17 protein-coding genes are annotated in these 21001 nt (G+C 70.4%); 10 read left to right on the plus strand and 7 right to left on the minus strand.

Annotated elements, in window-relative coordinates; translation table 11 throughout:
* Positions 1-33: 33 nt before the first annotated feature.
* Together IE226_RS08145 and IE226_RS08150 are read right to left on the minus strand one after the other, a co-directional pair.
* Positions 34-990, minus strand: a complete 957-nt coding sequence (locus IE226_RS08145; protein WP_190080351.1) for a bifunctional helix-turn-helix transcriptional regulator/GNAT family N-acetyltransferase — start codon at positions 988-990, stop codon at positions 34-36.
* A 162-nt stretch (positions 991-1152) separates the two neighbouring features.
* Positions 1153-2229, minus strand: a complete 1077-nt coding sequence (locus IE226_RS08150) for a LacI family DNA-binding transcriptional regulator (protein ID WP_190080352.1) — start codon at positions 2227-2229, stop codon at positions 1153-1155.
* A gap of 121 nt (positions 2230-2350) precedes the next feature.
* Between IE226_RS08150 and IE226_RS08155 the strand changes: the two genes are divergently transcribed.
* Genes IE226_RS08155 through IE226_RS08165 form a run of 3 tightly spaced genes read left to right on the plus strand, consistent with a single transcriptional unit; the run spans position 2351 to position 5510 of the window.
* A complete protein-coding gene (locus IE226_RS08155) occupies positions 2351-3517 on the plus strand; it encodes a Gfo/Idh/MocA family protein (protein ID WP_190080353.1) in 1167 nt (388 codons plus the stop codon).
* Complete coding sequence (locus IE226_RS08160; protein WP_190080354.1) at positions 3514-4671, plus strand: dihydrodipicolinate synthase family protein; 1158 nt, start codon at positions 3514-3516, stop codon at positions 4669-4671. The genes IE226_RS08155 and IE226_RS08160 overlap by 4 nt, the downstream gene beginning before the upstream one ends.
* Positions 4668-5510, plus strand: coding sequence for a sugar phosphate isomerase/epimerase family protein (locus tag IE226_RS08165; RefSeq protein ID WP_190080355.1), 843 nt, complete (start codon positions 4668-4670; stop codon positions 5508-5510). The genes IE226_RS08160 and IE226_RS08165 overlap by 4 nt, the downstream gene beginning before the upstream one ends.
* A gap of 135 nt (positions 5511-5645) precedes the next feature.
* Here IE226_RS08165 and IE226_RS08170 read toward each other — a convergent pair whose 3' ends face one another.
* Positions 5646-5873 (minus strand): hypothetical protein, encoded by a 228-nt coding sequence (locus tag IE226_RS08170; protein WP_190080356.1) that lies wholly within the window; start codon positions 5871-5873, stop codon positions 5646-5648.
* Positions 5874-6120: 247 nt separating this feature from the next.
* Between IE226_RS08170 and recD2 the strand changes: the two genes are divergently transcribed.
* On the plus strand, positions 6121-8427 hold the full coding sequence (recD2, locus tag IE226_RS08175; RefSeq protein ID WP_229870618.1) for an SF1B family DNA helicase RecD2: 2307 nt from the start codon (positions 6121-6123) through the stop codon (positions 8425-8427).
* Between the two features lie 182 nt (positions 8428-8609).
* Complete coding sequence (locus IE226_RS08180) at positions 8610-9902, plus strand: citrate synthase (RefSeq protein WP_190080357.1); 1293 nt, start codon at positions 8610-8612, stop codon at positions 9900-9902.
* Between the two features lie 526 nt (positions 9903-10428).
* Here IE226_RS08180 and IE226_RS08185 read toward each other — a convergent pair.
* The 4 genes from IE226_RS08185 to IE226_RS08200 all read right to left on the minus strand — a co-directional run bounded on the left by IE226_RS08185 (position 10429) and on the right by IE226_RS08200 (position 14571).
* Positions 10429-12666: a heavy metal translocating P-type ATPase gene (locus IE226_RS08185; protein ID WP_190080358.1), complete on the minus strand. Its 2238-nt coding sequence runs from the start codon at positions 12664-12666 to the stop codon at positions 10429-10431.
* A gap of 82 nt (positions 12667-12748) precedes the next feature.
* On the minus strand, positions 12749-13021 hold the full coding sequence (locus IE226_RS08190; RefSeq protein WP_190080359.1) for a heavy-metal-associated domain-containing protein: 273 nt from the start codon (positions 13019-13021) through the stop codon (positions 12749-12751).
* 133 nt (positions 13022-13154) lie between these two features.
* Entirely contained in the window at positions 13155-13352 is a 198-nt protein-coding gene (locus IE226_RS08195; RefSeq protein ID WP_190080360.1) for a MarR family transcriptional regulator, read from the minus strand.
* A 319-nt stretch (positions 13353-13671) separates the two neighbouring features.
* Positions 13672-14571 carry a sugar phosphate isomerase/epimerase family protein gene (locus IE226_RS08200; protein ID WP_190080361.1) on the minus strand — a complete coding sequence of 300 codons (900 nt, stop codon included), beginning with the start codon at positions 14569-14571 and terminating at the stop codon, positions 13672-13674.
* 154 nt (positions 14572-14725) lie between these two features.
* Between IE226_RS08200 and iolC the strand changes: the two genes are divergently transcribed.
* Genes iolC through mmsA form a run of 5 tightly spaced genes read left to right on the plus strand, consistent with a single transcriptional unit; the run spans position 14726 to position 20882 of the window.
* Entirely contained in the window at positions 14726-15745 is a 1020-nt protein-coding gene (gene iolC / locus IE226_RS08205; protein WP_373306906.1) for a 5-dehydro-2-deoxygluconokinase, read from the plus strand.
* On the plus strand, positions 15742-16623 hold the full coding sequence (locus IE226_RS08210) for a Cgl0159 family (beta/alpha)8-fold protein (RefSeq protein WP_190080362.1): 882 nt from the start codon (positions 15742-15744) through the stop codon (positions 16621-16623). Before iolC ends, IE226_RS08210 begins: the two co-directional genes overlap by 4 nt.
* Positions 16624-16632: 9 nt before the next feature.
* A complete protein-coding gene (gene iolB / locus IE226_RS08215) occupies positions 16633-17448 on the plus strand; it encodes a 5-deoxy-glucuronate isomerase (RefSeq protein WP_190080363.1) in 816 nt (271 codons plus the stop codon).
* Positions 17449-17484: 36 nt separating this feature from the next.
* On the plus strand, positions 17485-19362 hold the full coding sequence (iolD, locus tag IE226_RS08220) for a 3D-(3,5/4)-trihydroxycyclohexane-1,2-dione acylhydrolase (decyclizing) (RefSeq protein WP_190080364.1): 1878 nt from the start codon (positions 17485-17487) through the stop codon (positions 19360-19362).
* Positions 19363-19379: 17 nt separating this feature from the next.
* The gene (gene mmsA / locus IE226_RS08225) at positions 19380-20882 is read left to right on the plus strand and encodes a CoA-acylating methylmalonate-semialdehyde dehydrogenase (protein ID WP_190080365.1); all 1503 of its coding nucleotides are present in this window, start codon (positions 19380-19382) and stop codon (positions 20880-20882) included.
* The last annotated feature ends 119 nt before the right edge of the window (positions 20883-21001 follow it).

Here is a 21001-nt window from a genome sequence, read left to right on the forward strand (position 1 = left end):
GGGGCAGACCTTAGGGGGTGCACGACGCGGGCCTCAGGGGGTGTCCTCGCCGGCCAGGTGCAACTGCCAGTCCTGCCCGACCAGGTCGACGCCGAAGGAGCGGTGCGGCTTCTCGTCGACGAGGACGAATCCGTGCCGCTGGTAGATGGCGCGGGCGGCGCCGAGGATGTCGTTCGTCCACAGGACCATCTCGCGATAGCCCACGCCGCGGGCGAAATCGATGCACGCGGACACGAGTTGGTCCCCGATGCCATGCCCCCGCGCGTCCGGCTCGACCAGCAGCAGCCGCAGCCTGGCGGTCCCCGGCGCGTCGTCGCGCACGCACATCACGCACCCCACGCGCCGCCCGTCGAGCTCGGCGATCCAGGTCCGCTCCAGGTGGGGGTCGTGGTCCTCGGCGAAGTCGGCGACGATCCGGGCGACCAGGCCTTCGTAGTCGATGTTGAACCCGTACTCGGCGGCGTACAGGGCGGCGTTGCGCTCCACGATCCACCCGAGATCGCCCGGCCCGGGCTCACGGAGGAAAGGGCGCGAGCGCGCTGCCCCGTCCTCGGCCCCGCTCAGGATCTCCCGCACCGTGCGCATCGCCTCCGCGAGGCGGGGCCGCTGGGCGGCCGGGACGTCCGAGAGCAGCGAACCGACGGCCTCGCTGGACCGCTCGTCGAGGAGCGCGGCGGTCTCGCGCCCCCGCGCGGTGAGGGTGATGCGCTGGCGCCGCGGGTCGCGCGTGGAGGGCGCGCGCTCGACGATCCCGTCCTTCTCCAGCTTGCCGAGCAGACGGCTCAGGTACCCGGCGTCCAGGGTGAGTTCGGCGCGCAGATCGGCCGCGTCGAGATGCCGCGCGTGGTTGAGCTCGTAGAGGACGCGGGCCTCGGTGAGGGTGTACGGGACGTAGAGCCGGCGACTGTAGTCGAGGGCGCCGATGAGGTTCGTGTAGAAGCGGTTGAAGGCGCGGATCTCTTGGACGGGCCGGGCGGCGGCGTGCGGCATCGCGGATCACTCCAGGGGGCATCGAGGCGAATTACCCTTGACTGAGTCAACGGTACGCCGGGGCCGCGCATGACCGCCATGCCTTGCGGCGGGAAATCCGTCTGGGGTGGCGCGGCTCAGTCGAGGTCCCCGGCCTTCGGAAAGCCGTCGGTGGTCGAAGGCTCAGCGGCACGGCGGCGCCGTGGACCCCCGCACCATCAGCTCCGCCGCGATCGTCGCCACGCCGCCGGGGGGCGCCTCCTCCGCGCCCGTGGCGAGGCGGCCCGCGCGGGCGCCCGCCTCGTACAGCGGCAGTCGTACGGTCGTCAGGGCGGGGACGGCGTCCACCGAGAAGGGCAGGTCGTCGAAGCCCGCCACCGAGATGTCATCGGGAATGCGCAGGCCGCGGTCGCGCAGGGCAGCTGCCGCGCCCAGGGCGACCGTGTCGTTGGCGGCCACGATCGCGGTCAGGTCGGGGGCGCGGCGCAGGAGTTCGAGGGTGGCGTCGTAGCCGGACGCGCGGGTGTAGGGGCCGTGGACGGTCAGTTCGTCCTGGTCGGCGTCCCCGGCGTGCCCGGTGTTCCCCGCGCCCGCCGCCGCGAGCGCGTCCCGGTGTCCTTCGAGCCGGTGCCGGGTGGTCGTCCGCTCCACCGGGCCCGCCACGTAGCCGATCCTGCGGTGCCCCAGCGCCAGCAGATGCTCCGTGAGCCGCCGACCGCCGCTGCGGTTGTCGAAGGTGAGCGTGGCCACCGCCGCGCCCGAGTCCTCCAGGGGCGGCCGCCCGCAGAGCACGATCCGGGTCCCCGCGTCCGCCAGCCGGGCCAGCTTCGCGGACATCGCGGCGGCGTGGGCGGGGTCCTCCAGGGCGCCGCCGGTCAGGACGAGCGCGGCGGCGCGCTGGCGCTGGAGCAGGGTCAGATAGGTCAGTTCGCGCTCCGGGGAGCCGCCCGTGTTGCAGACCACGGCCATCCGCTCGCCGCCGGCCCGCCCGCCGGGCCCGCCGATCTCGGACTGGACGGCGCCCGCCATGATCCCGAAGAAGGGGTCGGCGATGTCGTTCACGAGGATGCCGACCAGGTCGGAGGTGGCCGCGGCCAGCGAGCTCGCGGGTCCGTTGAGGACGTAGTCGAGATCGTCCACGGCCTTCAGGACGCGCTCGCGGGTGGCCGCCGCCACGGGGTAGTTGCCGTTCAGTACGCGGGAGACGGTAGCGGGGGAGACCTGGGCGCGGGCCGCCACATCCGACAGGGTCACGGTCATCTCGTCGTCCTCCGGTCACGGCTCTGGTCCGAAGCCCTTGTCCGAACCTTGTGCGGCAGGCTAGCTTCTTCCTGGATAGAAAGCGCTTGCTATCCGCTTACCTGCGTACGGAGGGACCCCTGTGACTCGCAAGACGGTGCGCATCGCCATGAACGGTGTGACGGGACGGATGGGCTACCGCCAGCACCTCGTCCGCTCCCTGCTCGCCCTGCGGGAGCAGGGCGGGCTGCCTCTCGGTGACGCCGAGGGCACGGTGCTGTGGCCCGAGCCGGTCCTGGTGGGCCGCAGAGAACACGCACTGCGGGAGATCGCGCGGCGCCACGGACTCGACGCCGAGACGAGCGTCTCGACCGACCTGGACGCGGTGCTCGCCGACCCGTCCATCGACATCTACTTCGACGCGCAGGTCACGTCGGCCCGTGAGGAGGCCATCAAGCGGGCCATCGCGGCGGGCAAGCACATCTACACCGAGAAGCCGTCCGCGACCGGCCTCGCCGGAGCCCTGGAACTCGCGAACCTGGCCAAGGCTGCCGGCATCAAGCACGGCGTCGTCCAGGACAAGCTCTTCCTGCCGGGGCTGCTCAAGCTGAAGCGCCTGATCGACGGCGGCTTCTTCGGCAAGATCCTGTCCGTACGCGGCGAGTTCGGCTACTGGGTCTTCGAGGGCGACTGGCAGAGCGCCCAGCGCCCCTCCTGGAACTACCGCGCCGAGGACGGCGGCGGCATCGTGGTCGACATGTTCCCGCACTGGGAGTACGTCCTGCACGAGCTGTTCGGCCGCGTCCGCAGCGTCCAGGCGCTTGCCGCGACGCACGTACCGCAGCGCTGGGACGAGCAGGACAAGCCCTACGACGCCACGGCGGACGACGCCGCCTACGGCATCTTCGAGCTCGAAGGCGGTGCGATCGCGCAGATCAACTCCTCCTGGACGGTGCGCGTGAACCGCGACGAACTGGTCGAGTTCCAGGTGGACGGCACGGAGGGCTCCGCGGTCGCGGGCCTGCGCAACTGCCGCGTGCAGCACCGCGCAGCCACCCCCAAGCCGGTCTGGAACCCGGACCTGCCCGTCACGCACTCCTTCCGCGACCAGTGGCAGGAAGTGCCGGACAACCAGGAGTTCGACAACGGCTTCAAGGCGCAGTGGGAACTGTTCCTGAAGCACGTGTACGCCGACGCGCCCTACCACTGGGACCTGCACGCGGGCGCACGCGGCGTGCAGCTCGCGGAGCTGGGCCTGAAGTCGTCGGCGGAGGGACGCCGCATCGAGGTGCCGGAGATCGCACAGTGACGCTCCTGCTCCCGCGCGCGGACGGCACGACGTACGTGTACGAACCGTGCCGCACCCCGCTGCCCGCCACCGCCGGAACCTCCCCTCTCACCTCCCGCACGGTCTTCTCGGCGGCACACGTGGTCGCGGACCCTTACGTTGACATCTCCCCGGACTCCCCGGCGGCCGTCGACTGGGACGCGACCCTTGCCTTCCGCCGCCACCTGTGGGCGCAGGGCCTGGGCGTGGCCGAGGCGATGGACACCGCTCAGCGGGGCATGGGCCTGGACTGGAAAGGCGCCGCGGAACTGATCACGCGTTCCGCGGCCGAGGCGAAGTCGGTGGGCGGCGCGATCGCCTGCGGCGTGGGCACGGACCAACTCACGGACGCGGCCGACCTCCTGACGGTCCGGGCCGCCTACGAGGAGCAACTGGCCCTGGTCGAGTCGAGCGGCGCACAGGTCATCCTGATGGCGTCGCGTGCGCTCGCCGCGACGGCGAAGTCGCCGGACGACTATCTGGAGACGTACGGCCACCTCCTGCGGCAGGCGAGCGAGCCGGTGATCCTGCACTGGCTCGGCCCGATGTTCGACCCGGCGCTCACCGGCTACTGGGGGAGCGAGGACCTGGACGCGGCGACCGAGACCTTCCTCGAGGTCATCTCCGCGCATCCGGACAAGGTCGACGGCATCAAGATCTCGCTGCTCGATCCGAAGCGCGAGATCGCCCTGCGCCGCCGCCTGCCGAACGGCGTGCGCTGCTACACCGGCGACGACTTCAACTACCCCGAGCTGATCGCCGGCGACGAGCGGGGCTTCAGCCACGCGCTCCTCGGCATCTTCGACCCGCTGGCACCGCTGGCGGCGCAGGCGGTACGGCACCTCGACACGGGCGACACGAAGGCGTTCCGCGCCTGCCTCGACCCCACGGTCGAACTGTCCCGGCACCTCTTCCAGACGCCCACCCGCTTCTACAAGACCGGGGTGGTGTTCCTGGCCTGGCTCGCGGGCCACCAGAGCCACTTCACGATGGTGGGCGGCTTCCAGTCGGCACGCTCGCTGCCGCACTTGTGCCGGGCGTACGAACTCGCCGACGCCCTCGGTCTGTTCCCGGACCCCGCCCTGGCCGAGTCCCGCATGAAATCCCTGCTCACGGTGTACGGAGTCCAGCAATGAGCAATGACGGCGAGGGCCTGGCGCGCTTCTCCATCAACCAGATGACGGTCAAGCAGCTCCCGCTGCCGGAACTGGCCGCCGCGTGCACGGACCTGGGCGTCCCCGGGGTGGGCCTCTGGCGTGAGCCCGTCCAGGCCTACGGCCTGGAGGCAACCGCGAAGCTGATGCGAGACGCGGGCCTGACGGTCACCACGCTCTGCCGGGGCGGCTTCCTGACGGCGATCGATCCGCACGCGCGCGTGCGGGCCATCGACGACAACAAGGCGGCGATCGACGAGGCGGCCACGCTGGGCACGGACACGCTGGTCCTGGTCTCCGGTGGGCTCCCCGAGGGCAGCAAGGACCTCCACGGAGCGCGCTCCCGCATCGCGGAGGCACTGTCGGAGCTGGGTCCGTACGCGGAGTCCCGCGGCATCCGCCTGGCCATCGAACCCCTGCATCCCATGTTCGCCTCGGACCGCTGTGTGGTCTCCACGCTGGCCCAGGCGCTCGACCTGGCGGAGCAGTTTCCGGCTTCGCAGGTCGGGGTCTGCGTGGACACGTACCACGTGTGGTGGGACGACAGGGCGCCGGCGCAGATCGACCGCGCGGGGCGGGGCGGGCGCCTGCACGCGTTCCAACTGGCGGACTGGGTGACCCCGTTGCCCGAGGGCGTACTGAACGGGCGGGGGCAGTTGGGGGAGGGGTCGGTCGACCTGCGGACGTGGCGGGCCCTGGTGGAGCGGGCGGGCTACGGGGGGCCCATCGAGGTCGAGCTCTTCAACGAGGCCCTCTGGTCGCAGCCCGGCGCAAAGCTCCTCACGCAAACAACCCACAGCTACTTGCAACACGCCTGCTAGCCCCGGCGGAAAATGGATGGGTCACAGGAAAGTCCCGCGGGGGACGCCGCTCGACGGCGTGTCGGCGGGACTTTCCCGCAACTGGTGAGTTCGGAGAGCGAACACGCGCCCACCAGCGGATGGCGAGGACGGACGCTACTTCTTACGGGCAGACCTCCTGGCCCGCTTCGTCACCACCGTCAGCACCACCGGAATCAGCAGCTCGACCCCACGGGCCACAGCAGTCACCGGCAGCCCCGTCTTCTTCGCCACAGCCCTCGCCACCGGCCTGCTCACCTTCGCAAGCACCCCGGACGCCACCCCGCCCGCCGCGAGCCCGCCGAGTCCGCCGAGCCCTCCGAACGCCCCAGTCTTATTGCTCATGACCCAAACGCTACTTCCGCCCCACCGTGGCGGCACCCCGAAAACTCGTGGCGCAACCCGTGCAACCCTTCCCGCCCTACGCGGGTCGTACTTTGCGTCGGGACTTCCGCAGGGGGGATCTGGGGGGATCGCGGGGTACCGGCAGGGGAGGGGGAGACCCGAGGGGGCCCGGTCGTCAAGACCGGGCCCCCTCGAAGTTATCCACAGGCCCCCCCGCGCTGTCGGCGCAGGGCGATAACGTCAGCTCATGTCGAGTCCAGCAGCGGCAGCAAAGACAGCGGCGGCAGTGGTCGAGGGCGTCCTGGAGCGGATCACCTACGCCAACGAGGAGAACGGGTACACCGTCGCCCGTGTGGACACGGGCCGCGGCGGCGGCGACCTCCTCACGGTCGTCGGCGCGCTGCTCGGCGCGCAAGTGGGAGAGTCCCTGCGCATGGAGGGCCGCTGGGGCTCCCACGCGCAGTACGGCAAGCAGTTCACGGTGGAGAACTACACGACCATCCTCCCCGCCACCATCCAGGGCATCCGCCGCTATCTGGGCTCCGGCCTCATCAAGGGCATCGGCCCCGTCATGGCGGACCGCATCACCACGCACTTCGGCGTGGACACCCTCGACATCATCGAGAAGGAACCCAAGCGCCTCGTCGAGGTCCCGGGCCTCGGGCCCAAACGCACCAAGATGATCGCCGCGGCGTGGGAGGAACAGAAGGCCATCAAGGAAGTCATGGTCTTCCTCCAGGGCGTCGGCGTCTCCACCTCCATCGCCGTCCGCATCTACAAGAAGTACGGGGACGCCTCCATCTCCGTGGTGAAGAACGAGCCCTATCGCCTCGCCGCCGACGTCTGGGGCATCGGCTTCCTCACCGCGGACCGCATCGCCCAGTCCGTGGGCATCCCGCACGACAGCCCGGAACGGGTCAAGGCGGGCTTGCAGTACGCGCTGTCCCAGTCCACCGACCAGGGCAACTGCTACCTCCCGGAGGAGCGCCTCATCGCCGACGCGGTGAAGCTGCTCCAGGTCGACACGGGCCTGGTCATCGACTGCCTCGCCGAGCTGGCGAAGGAGGAGGAAGGCGTCGTACGCGAGACCGTCCCCGGCCCCTCCGGCGAAGAAGACGTCACCGCGGTCTACCTGGTCCCCTTCCACCGCGCGGAACTCTCCCTCTCCGCCCAGCTCCTGCGCCTCCTCAGAACCCCAGAGGACCGCATGCCCGCCTTCCAGGACGTGGACTGGAGCAAGGCACTCTCCTGGCTGGCCACCCGTACGGGCGCCGACCTCGCCCCCGAGCAGAAGCAGGCGGTGAAGCTCGCTCTGACGCAGAAGGCCGCCGTCCTCACCGGCGGTCCCGGCTGCGGCAAGTCCTTCACGGTCCGCTCCATCGTGGAGCTGGCCCGCGCCAAGAAGGCCAAGGTCGTCCTCGCCGCCCCCACGGGCCGCGCCGCCAAGCGCCTCGCCGAGCTGACCGGCGCCGAGGCCTCCACGGTCCACCGCCTCCTGGAGCTGAAGCCGGGCGGGGACGCGGCCTACGACAGGGACAGGCCGCTCGACGCCGACCTCGTGGTGGTCGACGAGGCATCCATGCTGGATCTGCTCCTGGCGAACAAGCTGGTGAAGGCCGTCGCCCCGGGCGCCCACCTCCTGTTCGTCGGAGACGTGGACCAGCTGCCGAGCGTCGGCGCCGGCGAGGTCCTGCGCGACATGCTCAGCGAGCAGAGCCCCGTGCCCGCGGTCCGGCTCACCCACATCTTCCGCCAGGCCCAGCAGTCCGGCGTGGTCACGAACGCCCACCGCATCAACTCAGGGGTGCCCCCCATCACCCAGGGCCTCAGCGACTTCTTCCTCTTCGTGGAGGACGAGACCGAGGACGCGGGCCGGGTCACGGTGGACGTCGCCGCGCACCGCATCCCGGCGAAGTTCGGTCTCGACCCGCGCCGCGACGTCCAGGTCCTCGCGCCCATGCACCGCGGCCCGGCGGGCGCGGGCAACCTGAACGGCCTGCTCCAGCAGGCCATCACCCCCGGCAGGCCGGACGTACCGGAGAAGAGGTTCGGCGGCCGGGTCTTCCGCGTCGGCGACAAGGTCACCCAGATCCGCAACAACTACGAGAAGGGGCAGAACGGCGTCTTCAATGGCACCGTCGGAGTAGTCACCTCGCTCGACTCCGACGAGCAGCGGCTCACGGTCCTTACGGACGAGGACGAGGAGATTCCGTACGACTTCGACGAACTGGACGAACTGGCGCACGCGTACGCCGTCACCATCCACCGCTCGCAGGGCAGTGAGTATCCGGCGGTGGTGATTCCCGTGACCACGGGGGCATGGATGATGCTGCAACGCAATCTGCTCTACACGGCGGTCACGCGCGCCAAGAAGCTGGTCGTCCTGGTCGGTTCGCGCAAGGCTCTCGGACAAGCGGTGCGCACGGTGTCCGCGGGCAGACGCTGTACGGCCCTGGACTTCCGGCTCGCCGGAGGCCGCGGATCCGCCCCCGGATCGATACGCGGATCGGCCTCCGGGTCGACCCCCGGAAATTTTGATCGATCAAACGAGTAGGAAAGGTCACACACTACTTCCGCAACCGGGGCGAAGAGGGGCAGGATGAGTAGGTTGGCGGCACTGAGTGCCGCCAATAGGCCCAATGGTCGACCCCGAGTGCACTCTCCAGGGCCAAATGGGGGATGGTAGAGACAGTCAGGGCACCTCGAAGAAGAGGCACAACGTCGGTGAGGGATGACGTGAGCGACAACTCTGTAGTACTGCGGTACGGCGATGGCGACGAGTACACCTACCCGGTGATCGACTCAACCGTCGGCGACAAGGGCTTCGACATCGGGAAGCTCCGCGCCCAGACCGGTCTGGTGACCCTGGACAGCGGCTATGGCAACACCGCCGCCTATAAATCCGCCATCACCTACCTCGACGGCGAGCAGGGCATCCTCCGGTACCGCGGCTACCCGATCGAGCAGCTGGCCGAGCGCTCCACCTTCACCGAGGTGGCGTACCTGCTGATCAACGGCGAACTGCCGAAGGTCGACGAGCTCGCCAGTTTCAAGAACGAGATCACGCAGCACACCCTGCTGCACGAGGACGTCAAGCGGTTCTACGACGGCTTCCCGCGCGACGCCCACCCGATGGCGATGCTGTCCTCCGTGGTCAGCGCGCTGTCGACGTTTTACCAGGACAGCCACAACCCGTTCGACGAGAAGCAGCGTCACCTTTCGACGATCCGCCTTCTCGCCAAGCTTCCGACGATCGCGGCCTACGCGTACAAGAAGTCGCAGGGTCACCCGGTCGTCTACCCGCGCAATGACCTCGGCTACGTCGAGAACTTCCTGCGCATGACCTTCTCGGTGCCGGCCGCCGAGTACGACCTGGACCCGGTCGTCGTCTCCGCCCTTGACAAGCTCCTGATCCTGCACGCGGACCACGAGCAGAACTGTTCGACCTCCACCGTGCGTCTGGTGGGCTCGTCGCAGGCGAACATGTTCGCCTCGATCTCCGCCGGCATCTCGGCCCTCTGGGGCCCGCTGCACGGTGGCGCCAACCAGTCCGTCCTGGAGATGCTCGAGGGCATCAAGCAGGACGGCGGCGACGTCGACACCTTCATCCGCAAGGTGAAGAACAAGGAAGACGGCGTGAAGCTCATGGGCTTCGGGCACCGCGTCTACAAGAACTTCGACCCCCGGGCGAAGATCATCAAGGCCGCGGCGCACGACGTCCTCTCGGCGCTCGGCAAGTCCGACGAGCTCCTGGACATCGCGCTCAAGCTGGAAGAGCACGCGCTGGCCGACGACTACTTCGTCGAGCGCAAGCTGTACCCCAACGTGGACTTCTACACGGGCCTCATCTACCGCGCCATGGGCTTCCCGACCGAGATGTTCACCGTGCTGTTCGCGCTCGGCCGGCTGCCGGGCTGGATCGCGCAGTGGCACGAGATGATCAAGGAGCCCGGCTCCCGCATCGGTCGTCCGCGCCAGATCTACACCGGTGAGGTTCTCCGGGACTTCGTCCCGGTCGAGGGTCGCTGACTCTTCTTCGGAGCCGCGGGCCGGCTGTGGCCGGTCGCGCAGTTCCCCGCGCCCCCTCAGGGGCGCTCCTCACGCAGCGAAAAGCGCCCCGCCGTCGATCCCCCCACGGGTCGACGGACGGGGCGCTTTCCTGTTTCCCGGTGCGGATTCCCCCCACGGGATCCGGCCGGGCGTCTGTGGTGGCAGCGCGCCAGTCGTAGTACTCGTACTGCCGTTGTGCTCGTCGTGCTCATACCGCGATGCGATCTGCCGGGACGCGTACGTATCGGGAGGGCCGCTCAAAGCTCCCCGGTGTACGTGCCCCGGCCAACGCATTCCTAGGAACATCCCCCAAGATGTCCCCGATGTCTAGAGACGTCCCCCAAGACGTCTCTCGCATCGCCTCTTAGACTCGCGAACCCCCCGGATGGTTACGTTGGGATCGCTGTGATCTGCGTCTCTTGCATATGTCCTGTACATGCGCAACAGGCCCGATATGCCGATCGGGACTCATGAGTGAGGATACTGCAACTGGTATGTGAAGGGACTATGTAAACGCTCTGAGACGAAGGCTGTTGGTCACCACGAAGACCGAAGAGAACGCCATCGCGGCCCCGGCGATCATCGGATTCAGGAACCCGGCAGCGGCCAGCGGCAGCGCGGCGACGTTGTAGCCGAAGGCCCAGAAGAGATTGCCCTTGATGACGGCGAGGGTCTTACGGGAGAGCCTGATCGCGTCGGCGGCCCCGCGCAAGTCCCCGCGCACCAGCGTCAGATCGCTCGCCTCGATCGCCGCGTCCGTACCCGTGCCCATCGCGAGCCCCAGATCGGCCGTGGCGAGAGCGGCGGCGTCGTTCACCCCGTCCCCGACCATCGCGACGACCTTGCCCTCGCCGCGCAGCCGCCGTACGACATCGACCTTCTCCTCGGGCAGGACCTCGGCGTACACCGCGTCCGCGTCGATGCCGACGGATTCGGCGACCGCCAGGGCGACGGCCCGGTTGTCCCCGGTGAGCAGCACCGGAGCCAGACCGAGGGCGCGCAGCTCGCGCACCGCTTCGGCGCTGGTGTCCTTGACCGTGTCGGCCACGGCGAGGACGCCGCGCGCGATGCCGTCCCAGGCGACGAGAACGGCCGTACGCCCCGCTGTCTCGGCCTCCGCCCTGAGCGAGGCCACCGCGGCCAGTTGCCCGACTCCCGCGTCCTCGAGGAGCCGCTCACGGCCCACCAGCACGGCATGCCCTTCCACCGTGCCGCGCACGCCGGACCCCGCGACGTTCTCGAAGCCCTCCACGGCGGGCAGAGCGCCCGTCTCGAGCCCCAACTCCGTGGCGGCGCCCTCGGCCACCGCCCGCGCCACGGGATGCTCCGAGGCGCGCTCCAGGGCCCCCGCGAGCCGCAGCAGCTGCTTCTCCTCGGTCTCCCCGACGGCGTACACCTCCCGCAGCGTCATGCGCCCGGTCGTGACCGTCCCCGTCTTGTCCAGGACGACGGTGTCCACCCGGCGTGTGGACTCCAGGACTTCGGGCCCCTTGATGAGGATGCCGAGCTGCGCGCCGCGCCCCGTGCCGACCATCAGGGCGGTCGGTGTCGCGAGGCCCAGGGCGCACGGGCAGGCGATGATCAGGACGGCGACGGCCGCGGTGAAGGCGGCGGTCACGTCACCGGTGGCGCCGAGCCAGGCGCCGAGCGTGGCGGTGGCGATGAGCAGGACCACCGGCACGAAGATCCCGGCGATCCGGTCGGCCAGGCGCTGCACCCGCGCCTTGCCGGTCTGCGCGTCCTCGACGAGCTTGGCCATCCTGGCCAGTTGGGTGTCGGCGCCGACGCGCGTGGCCTCGACGATGAGCAGCCCCGAGACGTTCGTCGTCGCCCCGGTGACCGCGTCGCCCGCGGTCACGTCCACCGGCACGGACTCGCCGGTCAGCATCGACGCGTCGACCGCCGATACGCCCTCGACGACGGTGCCGTCGGTCGCGACGGCCTCGCCCGGCCGTACGACGAAGCGGTCGCCGACTACGAGACGCGCGACCGGAACGCGGACCTCCGAGCCGTCGCGCAACACGGCCGCTTCCTTGGCGCCCAGTTCGAGCAGGGCGCGCAGGGCCGTTCCCGCCTTCCGCTTGGAGCGGGCCTCCAGCCAGCGGCCGAGCAGGATGAAGGAGATGACCCCCGCGGCGACTTCGAGGTAGAGCGTCGATCCGGCGTCCGCGCGCGAGACGGTGAACTCGAAGCCGTGCCGCATCCCCGGCATCCCCGCGTCCCCGAGGAACAGCGCCCACAGCGACCAGCCGAACGCGGCGAGCGTGCCCACCGACACCAGCGTGTCCATGGTCGCGGCGCCGTGCCGCAGGTTCGTGAACGCCGCCCGATGGAAGGGGTACCCGCCCCACACGACGACGGGCGCGGCCAGGGTCAGCGAGAGCCACTGCCAGTTGTCGAACTGCAACGCGGGGATCATCGCGAGCAGCACGACGGGCAGGGAGAGCACCGCCGAGCCGATGAGGCGCCTGCGCAGGGTGTCGGGCTCGGTGATGTCGGCCGTGGTGGCCGGCGCGTCCGGCTCTGGGGGGTCCGGCACGATCTCCCGCGCGGTGTAGCCCAGCTTCTCGACCGTCGCGATCAGCTGCGCGACCTCGACGCCTTCTCCGTACGAGACCTTCGCCTTCTCCGTGGCGAGGTTGACCGACGCTCTCACGCCTTCCACGCGGTTCAGTTTCTTCTCGATGCGGGCGGAGCAGGAGGCGCAGGTCATTCCGCCGACGGCGAGTTCGACTTCGTTCATGGCTCTCTCGTACGACTGGGGTGCAACGGCGGCAGGCCCTGTGACGGTGTCACAGGGCCCGGGGTACCCGGCTGGGGCGGGGTCAGGCCTTGCTGACACCGACGAGTTCGTAGCCCGCCTCGTCGACGGCGGCGCGGACAGCGGCCTCGTCGAGCGGGGCGTCGGAGACCACGGTCACCTGGCCGGTGGCGGCCACCGCCTTGACCGAGCTGACGCCGGCGATCTCGGAGATCTCGCTGCTCACGGCACCCTCGCAGTGACCACAGGTCATGCCGGTCACCTCGTACACGGTCGTCGCCGTCTCGGTCGTCATGTCTTCTCCTCGGTCAGGTGCGGCGTGTGCGGTCGTATTCATGCGTCGTAATGTGCAGGAGGGGTCCCGGTGTCCCCGGGAGGCCCCCTGATACTCACCACACTATACCCCTAGGGGGTACTCCGCCAAGGCGGGGGCCGCGGCGGCGGCCGGGCGTGGTGATCCATCGCGGCGGTCAGTCCGTGCGTCCGCGGTTGCGCGGCCTCGACGCGACCCAGGCGCGGACCGTGTCCGCGTACCAGTAGGGCTTGCCGGACTCCACGTGGTCGGGGTCCGGAAGCAGGCCGTGCTTGCGGTAGGAGCGCACGGTGTCGGGCTGCACCCGGATGTGCGCGGCGATCTCCTTGTACGACCAGAGCCTTCTGTCGGTCATCAGTGGCACCTCCTCGCGGGGCGCCGCAGGGGCGACTCGGGAGGAGTCGTCGGGGGAGCTGCGGCGCGACGCCGGCGATCACTCAGCCTGTGCCCGGTGAACGACGCTGAGTGACCGCGCGGCGGCGGCTGTCGACCGGCTGTTACGGATCACCCGCGTATACGGGACATGTGTGACAAGGGGGTGTTGTTTGTGACGCTTGTGATGCAAGGGTCAGCGGTGAACGAAAGCGAGCTGGACCGCCTGCGCTCGGCGGGACCGCCTACGCTCCGCAGGACTGCCTGGGCTCCGCGGGGCTGCCTGGGCTCCGCGGGGCTGCCTAGGCTCCGCAGGACCGCAGAAACGACCGTGTCCGGCGGGCGATGGGCAGGGGCTGGTCCGGCGGGCACGGGTACATGTCCTGCTCGACGATGGCGAACAGGTCGACGCCCAGCTTCTGCGCCGCCGCGAGGACGGGCTCGATGGCCGGCACGCCGGTCGGCGGCTCGCACATCACGCCGCGGGCGACGGCGGGCCCGAACGGCATCTCCTGCGCGCGCACTTCGGCGAGGACGGCGGGGTCGACCTGCTTGAGGTGCAGATAGCCGATGCGCTCGCCGTACGTCTCGATCAGCTTGACGCTGTCGCCGCCGCAGTAGGCGTAGTGGCCCGTGTCCAGGCAGAGCGAGACGAGCGCGGAGTCGGTCGCGTCGAGGAAGCGGGTGACGTTCTCCTCGTCGTCGATGTGCGTGTCGGCGTGCGGGTGGACGACCACGCGCAGCCCGTACTGCTCGCGCACCTCGTACGCCAACCGCTCGGTCTGGCGCGTGAGCTGGCGCCACTGCTCCGGGGTGAGCGTGCGGTCCTCAAGGACCTCGCCGGTCTTGTCGTCGCGCCAGAAGGCCGGGATGACGACGAGGTGCCCGGCGCCCATCGCCTGCGCGAGCGCGGCGTTGTCGGCCACGTGGGCCCAGGTCTTCTCCCAGACGGAGGGCCCGTGATGCAGGCCGGTGAAGACCGTTCCGGCCGAGACCTTCAGGCCGCGCCGCTCGGTCTCGGCGGTCAGTACGGCCGGATCGCTGGGCAGATAGCCGTACGGGCCGAGCTCGATCCACTCGTATCCGCAGTCCGCCACCTCGTCGAGGAAGCGCCTCCAGGGGACCTGGGCCGGATCCTCGGGGAACCACACGCCCCACGAGTCGGGTGCCGAACCGATCCGGATGCGTGACAGCGTCGTCATGTCCGCCAGCTTTCAGGTCGCCGCGGAACGATGTCAAGCAGTGGTCCGAATGTAAGGACAATGTGTTGACAGGGGTCGTGAGGCGGAATAGACCTAGGGGCTGGGCTCAGGGGTGGGCTCAGGGGGCGAGGCCGGGAGCGAGAGGGAGTGCAGGGTGTCCGATCCGTACGACGTCATCGATCCGTACGACGTCATCACCATGGGCCGGATCGGGGTGGATCTGTATCCGCTGCAGGCCGGGGTGTCCCTCGCCGACGTCAGCGAGTTCGGCAAGTTCCTCGGCGGTTCGGCCTCGAACGTCGCCGTCGCGGCCGCCCGGCTCGGCCGCCGCGTCGCGGTCGTCACGCGCACCGGCGACGACCCTTTCGGGGTCTATCTGCACCGGGAGCTGCGGGAGTTCGGGGTCGACGACCGCTGGGTGAGCGCGGTCGACGGCTTGCCGACCCCGGTGACCTTCTGCGAGGTCTTCCCGCCCGACGACTTCCCGCTCTACTTCTACCGGCAGCCGAAAGCCCCTGACCTGGAGATGTACGAGAAGGAACTCGACCTCGGCGCGATCGCTTCCGCACGGGTGTTCTGGATGACGGGTACGGGGCTCTGCGCGGAGCCCAGCCGGTCGGCGACGCTCGCCGCGCTCCGTGGCCGGGCGAAGGCCGGGCTCACCGTCTTCGACCTCGACTGGCGGCCGATGTTCTGGGAGCGGGCCGAGCAAGCGCGGGGTTTCTACGCGGACGCGCTCGCGCACGCCACCGTCGCGGTCGGCAATCTCGACGAGGTCGAGGTCGCCACGGGAGTGCGCGAACCGGAGGCCGCCGCCCGCGCGTTGCTGGACTCCGGCGTCGGACTCGCCGTCGTCAAGCAGGGCCCCGAGGGGGTCCTCGCCATGAACAGCGAGGGCGAGCGCGCCGAGGTGCCGCCGCTGCCCGTGACGGTGCTCAACGGCCTCGGGGCCGGGGACGCCTTCGGCGGGGCCCTGTGCCACGGGCTGCTCGAAGGCTGGGACCTCGAACGGATCATGCGGTACGCCAACGCGGCGGGGGCGATCGTCGCGTCGCGCCTCGAGTGCTCCTCCGCGATGCCCTTCCCGGACGAGGTCGAGGCGGCGCTCGCCGCGGGAGCCGTGCGGGGCGGGAACCATGACGGCGGGAGCAGGGCGGGCGGGGGAGAGGAATGACCGACCTCGCCGAACTCATCCGGATCCGGGCCAGGCACCCCGAGGCCATCGCCGAGGCCGCCGCCCGGCGGGCCGGACGGCCGCTCCTCGGTGACACGGGGCGGCTGATGATCATCGCTGCCGATCACCCCGCCAGAGGGGCGCTCTCCGTCGGCGGGGACAAGCTGGCCATGGCCAACCGCGGGGACCTTCTCGAACGGCTCTGCCTGGCGCTCTCCCGGCCCCGCGTGGACGGTGTGCTCGCCACCGCCGACATCCTGGAGGACCTGCTCCTGCTCGGCGCCCTGGAGGGCAAGGTCGTCATGGGCTCGATGAACCGGGGCGGGCTCGCGGGGGCCTCGTTCGAGCTGGACGACCGGTTCACGGGCTACCGGGCGGAGGACATCGACCGGCTCGGCTTCGACGCGGGCAAGCTCCTGCTGCGGGTGGACCACGACGACCCCGGCTCCCTGGCCACCCTGCACTCCAGTGCCCGCGCGATCGACGCCATGGCCGCACGGAAGCTCCCCGTGTTCGTCGAGCCCTTCCTCAGCAGACGCCCGCCCGAGGGCGGTCCGCCGCGCAACGACCTGAGCGCGGAGGCCGTCACCACGTCCATCGCCATCGCCTCGGGGCTCGCCGGGACATCCGCGTACACCTGGCTGAAGGTCCCCGTGACCGAGAATCCGGACGACATGGCGCAGGTGATGGAGACGTCGACGCTGCCCGCCGTCCTCCTCGGGGGTGACATCGGGGACGACGGCGACGCCGCCTACGAGAAGTGGCGGGGCGCGCTCCAACTGCCCACCGTGCACGGCCTCGTCGCCGGGCGCACGCTGCTGTACCCGGCGGACGGGGACGTGGCGGGCGCCGTCGACACCGCCGTCGGACTGCTGTAGGAGGGCCACATGACGTACGTACCGAAGGGCAGCGCGGCCGAGGGGCCGTACGCGCTGGAACTCGATCCGAAGCGGTCCGGTCTGGTCTATTCCGCGCTGCGGGTCATCGACATCGAACCGGGCGCCACACACTCGTTCGTCACCGGGGAGAGTGAATGGATCGTGCTCCCGTTGACCGGCGGCTGTACGGTGCACGCGGAAAACGAGATCATCGAACTGCTGGGCCGCGAGGACGTGTTCAGCGGAGTGAGCGACTTCGCCTACGTGCCCCGTGACGCCCATATCCAGATCGCCTCCGGCGCGGGAGGCCGCTTCGCCCTGGCAGGAGCGAAGTGCGAGCGTCGACTCCCCGCCCGCTACGGCTCCGCGCCGGAGGTTTCCGTCGAGCAGCGCGGCAGCGGCAACTGCGCCCGCGAGGTCCGCAACTTCGCGTCCGCCGAAGCCTTCGAGTGCGACCGCCTCATCGCCGTCGAGGTGATCACCCCCGGCGGCAACTGGTCCTCGTACCCGCCGCACAAGCACGACGAGCACCGCCCGGGCGTCGAGGCCGAGCTCGAAGAGATCTACTACTTCGAGATCGAGGCGAGCGCGGAAGGGCGGGAGGGCTTCGGCTACCAGCGGGTCTTCCCCTCCCGGCCCGGCGGTACCGACGTCCTGGCCGAGGTCCGCACGGGTGACGCCGTGCTCGTCCCCGACGGCTGGCACGGCCCGTCGATCGCCCAGCCGGGGCACAGCATGTACTACCTGAACGTGATGGCCGGTCCCGGTCAGGAGCGGGAGTGGCGCATCTGCTTCCATCCCGACCACACGGAGGGGTACCGATGACCGTGCAGGAACAGCGATGACAGCGGAGGCAAAACGATGACCTCGACGATCAGGCTGACCACTGCGCAGGCCCTCGTCCGCTTCCTGTCCCGGCAGTTCACCGAGCGCGACGGCGAGCGGCAGCGGCTCATCGGCGCCACCTGGGGCATCTTCGGGCACGGCAACGTGGCGGGCATCGGTCAGGCCCTCGTGGAGTACGGCGACGAGATGCCCTTCCACCAGGGCCGCAACGAACAGGCGATGGTGCACGCCGCCGTCGGGTACGCCCGCCAGTCGGGCCGCCTGTCCACGCACGCCGTCACCACGTCCATCGGCCCCGGCGCGACCAACCTCGTCACCGGCGCCGCGCTCGCGACGATCAACCACCTCCCGGTGCTCCTGCTGCCCGGCGACACCTTCGCGACCCGCCCCGCCGACCCGGTGCTCCAGCAGCTCGAAGTCCCTTACGCGGGCGACGTGTCCGTCAACGACTGCCTGCGCCCGGTGTCGAAGTACTTCGACCGGATCACCCGGCCCGAGGCCCTGATCCCGGCCGCGCTCGCCGCGATGCGCGTGCTGACCGACCCCGCGGGCACCGGCGCCGTCACCCTCGCGCTGCCGCAGGACGTGCAGGCGGAGGCGTATGACTGGCCGGAGGAGTTCTTCGCGGAGAGGGTGTGGGGCGTACGCCGGCAGACGCCCGATCCGCGGGAACTGGACGCCGCAGCACGGGCCGTGCGCGCGGCGCGGCGACCGCTGATCGTCGCGGGCGGCGGAGTCCACCACAGCGCCGCCGAGGAGGCGCTGCGGGAGTTCGCGGACGCGACCGGCATCCCCGTAGCCTCCACCCAGGCGGGCAAGGGGTCCCTGCGCTTCGACCACCCGGCGGACGTCGGCGGCATCGGGCACACCGGCACCGCCACGGCCGACGAACTCGCCCGCACCGCCGACCTGGTGATCGGCGTCGGCACCCGCTACAGCGACTTCACCACCGCCTCCGGCACGCTCTTCGAGACGCCGGACGTCCGCTTCCTGAACCTCAACGTCACCGCGTTCGACGGCCACAAGATGGCGGGCACGCCCCTGGTCGCCGACGCGCGCGCGGGCCTGGAGGCGCTGGCCGGCGCCCTTGAGGGGTGGCGGGTCCCGCCCGCGTACGTAGCCGAGTACACCGGGGACAAGGCGCGCTGGGAGCGGCGGGTCGACGCCGCCTACGCCACCGACGAACCCGATGTGCGGCCCACGCAGCTCCAGGTCCTCGGCCTGCTCGACGGCCTCGTCACGGACACGGACGTGATCATCAACGCGGCCGGGTCGCTCCCCGGAGATCTCCACAAGCTGTGGAGGACGCGCTCGCCCCGGCAGTACCACGTCGAGTACGGCTACTCCTGCATGGGATACGAGATCCCCGCCTCGATCGGCGTCGCCCTCGCGGCACCCGACCGCCAGGTCTGGGCGCTGGTCGGCGACGGGACGTATCTGATGATGCCCACCGAGATCGTCACGGCGGTCCAGGAGAACATCCCGGTCAAGGTCGTGATCCTGCAGAACCACGGATACGCCTCCATCGGCGGGCTCTCCGAGTCCGTGGGCGGCGAGCGGTTCGGCACCGCCTACCGCTTCCGGGAGCCCGACGGCACGTACACGGGCGCCCCGCTGCCCGTCGACCTCGCGGCCAACGCCGCCTCGCTCGGGATGCGCGTGATTCGCGCCAGAACAGTCGCTGACCTGCGCGACGCGCTCGCCGAGGCGCGCGCCGCCGACGGTCCCACATGTGTCTACGCGGAGACGGAAACGGCAGACACAGTGTCGCCCCCGCCCCCGGCGCAGGCGTGGTGGGATGTGCCCGTGGCCGAGACGGCGGACCGACCGTCCGCGATCAAGGCCAGGAAAGAGTACGACCGGCACGTCTCAGCCCGACGCCGCCACCTGTGAGAGTAGGGATGCTTGTCATGACGAAGACCGTCAATCACTGGATCGGCGGGAAGACGGTCGAGGGTGCGTCGGGGACGTACGGTCCCGTGACCGACCCCGCGACCGGCACCGTCACCACGCAGGTCGCCTTCGCGAACGTGGACGAGGTGGACGCAGCCGTCGCCGCCGCGCGCGAGGCGTACGCCACGTGGGGCAAGTCGTCGCTCGCCAAGCGCACCTCGGTCCTCTTCGCCTTCCGCGCGCTGCTCGACGCCAACCGTGACGCCATCGCCGAGCTGATCACCGCCGAGCACGGCAAGGTGCACTCGGACGCGCTCGGCGAGGTAGCCCGCGGTCTGGAGATCGTGGACCTCGCGTGCGGGATCACGGTCCAGCTGAAGGGCGAGCTGTCGACGGAGGTGGCCTCGCGCGTCGACGTGGCGTCCATCCGCCAGCCGCTCGGCGTCGTCGCGGGCATCACGCCGTTCAACTTCCCGGCCATGGTGCCGATGTGGATGTTCCCGCTGGCCATCGCGTGCGGCAACACGTTCGTCCTGAAGCCCTCCGAGAAGGACCCCTCGGCGTCGGTCAAGATCGCTGAGCTGCTCTCCGAGGCGGGGCTCCCGGACGGCGTCTTCAACGTCGTGCACGGCGACAAGGTCGCCGTCGACCGGCTCCTCGAACACCCGGACGTGGCGGCCGTGTCCTTCGTCGGCTCCACGCCGATCGCCCGCCACATCCACGCCACCGCGTCCGCCAACGGCAAGCGCGTGCAGGCGCTCGGCGGCGCCAAGAACCACATGCTGGTCCTGCCGGACGCGGACCTCGACGCGGCGGCCGACGCGGCCGTCTCGGCGGCGTACGGCTCCGCGGGCGAGCGCTGCATGGCCATCTCGGCCGTGGTCGCGGTCGGCTCCGTCGGCGACGAACTGGTCGCGAAGATCAAGGAGCGGGCCGAGAAGATCAAGATCGGCCCCGGCAACGACCCCGCCTCGGAGATGGGCCCGCTGATCACCGCGGCCCACCGCGACAAGGTCGCCTCGTACGTCACCGGCGCGGCGGCACAGGGCTGCGAGGTCGTCCTCGACGGCACCGGCCACACCGTCGAGGGCTTCGAGAACGGCCACTGGGTCGGGCTCTCGCTCCTGGACCGCGTGCCGGTCACGGCCGACGCGTACAAGGACGAGATCTTCGGCCCCGTCCTGTGCGTCCTCCGCGTCGACACGTACGAGGAGGGCGTGGCGCTGATGAACGCCTCTCCCTTCGGCAACGGCACGGCGATCTTCACGCGTGACGGCGGCGCCGCGCGGCGCTTCCAGCTGGAGATCGAGGCGGGCATGGTCGGCGTGAACGTCCCGATTCCGGTGCCGGTCGGCTACCACTCCTTCGGTGGCTGGAAGGACTCGCTCTTCGGAGATCACCACATCTACGGAAATGACGGGACGCACTTCTACACGCGGGGCAAGGTCGTCACCACCCGCTGGCCGGACCCGTCGGACGCGCCGGCGGGTGTGGATCTCGGGTTTCCGCGCAACCACTGAGGGCACACGGAAGACCCGCGTACCGCGCCTGCGGTACGCGGGTCGTGTTGTCTACTCCCCGGGTAGGCAATCGGGTTCAATCCACCGGCTGCCTCGGATGTCAGCCCTCGCCCGTACGG

It is taken from the genome of Streptomyces longisporoflavus, assembly GCF_014649775.1.
Taxonomy (GTDB): domain Bacteria; phylum Actinomycetota; class Actinomycetes; order Streptomycetales; family Streptomycetaceae; genus Streptomyces; species Streptomyces longisporoflavus.

Coding starts and splice junctions, on each gene's coding strand:
- IE226_RS08145 (WP_190080351.1), bottom strand. CDS start 990: ATGCCGCACGCCGCCGCCCGGCCCGTCCAAGAGATCCGCGCCTTCAAC.
- IE226_RS08150 (WP_190080352.1), bottom strand. CDS start 2,229: ATGACCGTGACCCTGTCGGATGTGGCGGCCCGCGCCCAGGTCTCCCCC.
- IE226_RS08165 (WP_190080355.1), top strand. CDS start 4,668: ATGAGCAATGACGGCGAGGGCCTGGCGCGCTTCTCCATCAACCAGATG.
- IE226_RS08170 (WP_190080356.1), bottom strand. CDS start 5,873: ATGAGCAATAAGACTGGGGCGTTCGGAGGGCTCGGCGGACTCGGCGGG.
- recD2 (WP_229870618.1), top strand. CDS start 6,121: ATGTCGAGTCCAGCAGCGGCAGCAAAGACAGCGGCGGCAGTGGTCGAG.
- IE226_RS08185 (WP_190080358.1), bottom strand. CDS start 12,666: ATGAACGAAGTCGAACTCGCCGTCGGCGGAATGACCTGCGCCTCCTGC.
- IE226_RS08190 (WP_190080359.1), bottom strand. CDS start 13,021: ATGAATACGACCGCACACGCCGCACCTGACCGAGGAGAAGACATGACG.
- IE226_RS08195 (WP_190080360.1), bottom strand. CDS start 13,352: ATGACCGACAGAAGGCTCTGGTCGTACAAGGAGATCGCCGCGCACATC.
- IE226_RS08200 (WP_190080361.1), bottom strand. CDS start 14,571: ATGACGACGCTGTCACGCATCCGGATCGGTTCGGCACCCGACTCGTGG.
- IE226_RS08210 (WP_190080362.1), top strand. CDS start 15,742: ATGACCGACCTCGCCGAACTCATCCGGATCCGGGCCAGGCACCCCGAG.
- iolB (WP_190080363.1), top strand. CDS start 16,633: ATGACGTACGTACCGAAGGGCAGCGCGGCCGAGGGGCCGTACGCGCTG.
- iolD (WP_190080364.1), top strand. CDS start 17,485: ATGACCTCGACGATCAGGCTGACCACTGCGCAGGCCCTCGTCCGCTTC.
- mmsA (WP_190080365.1), top strand. CDS start 19,380: ATGACGAAGACCGTCAATCACTGGATCGGCGGGAAGACGGTCGAGGGT.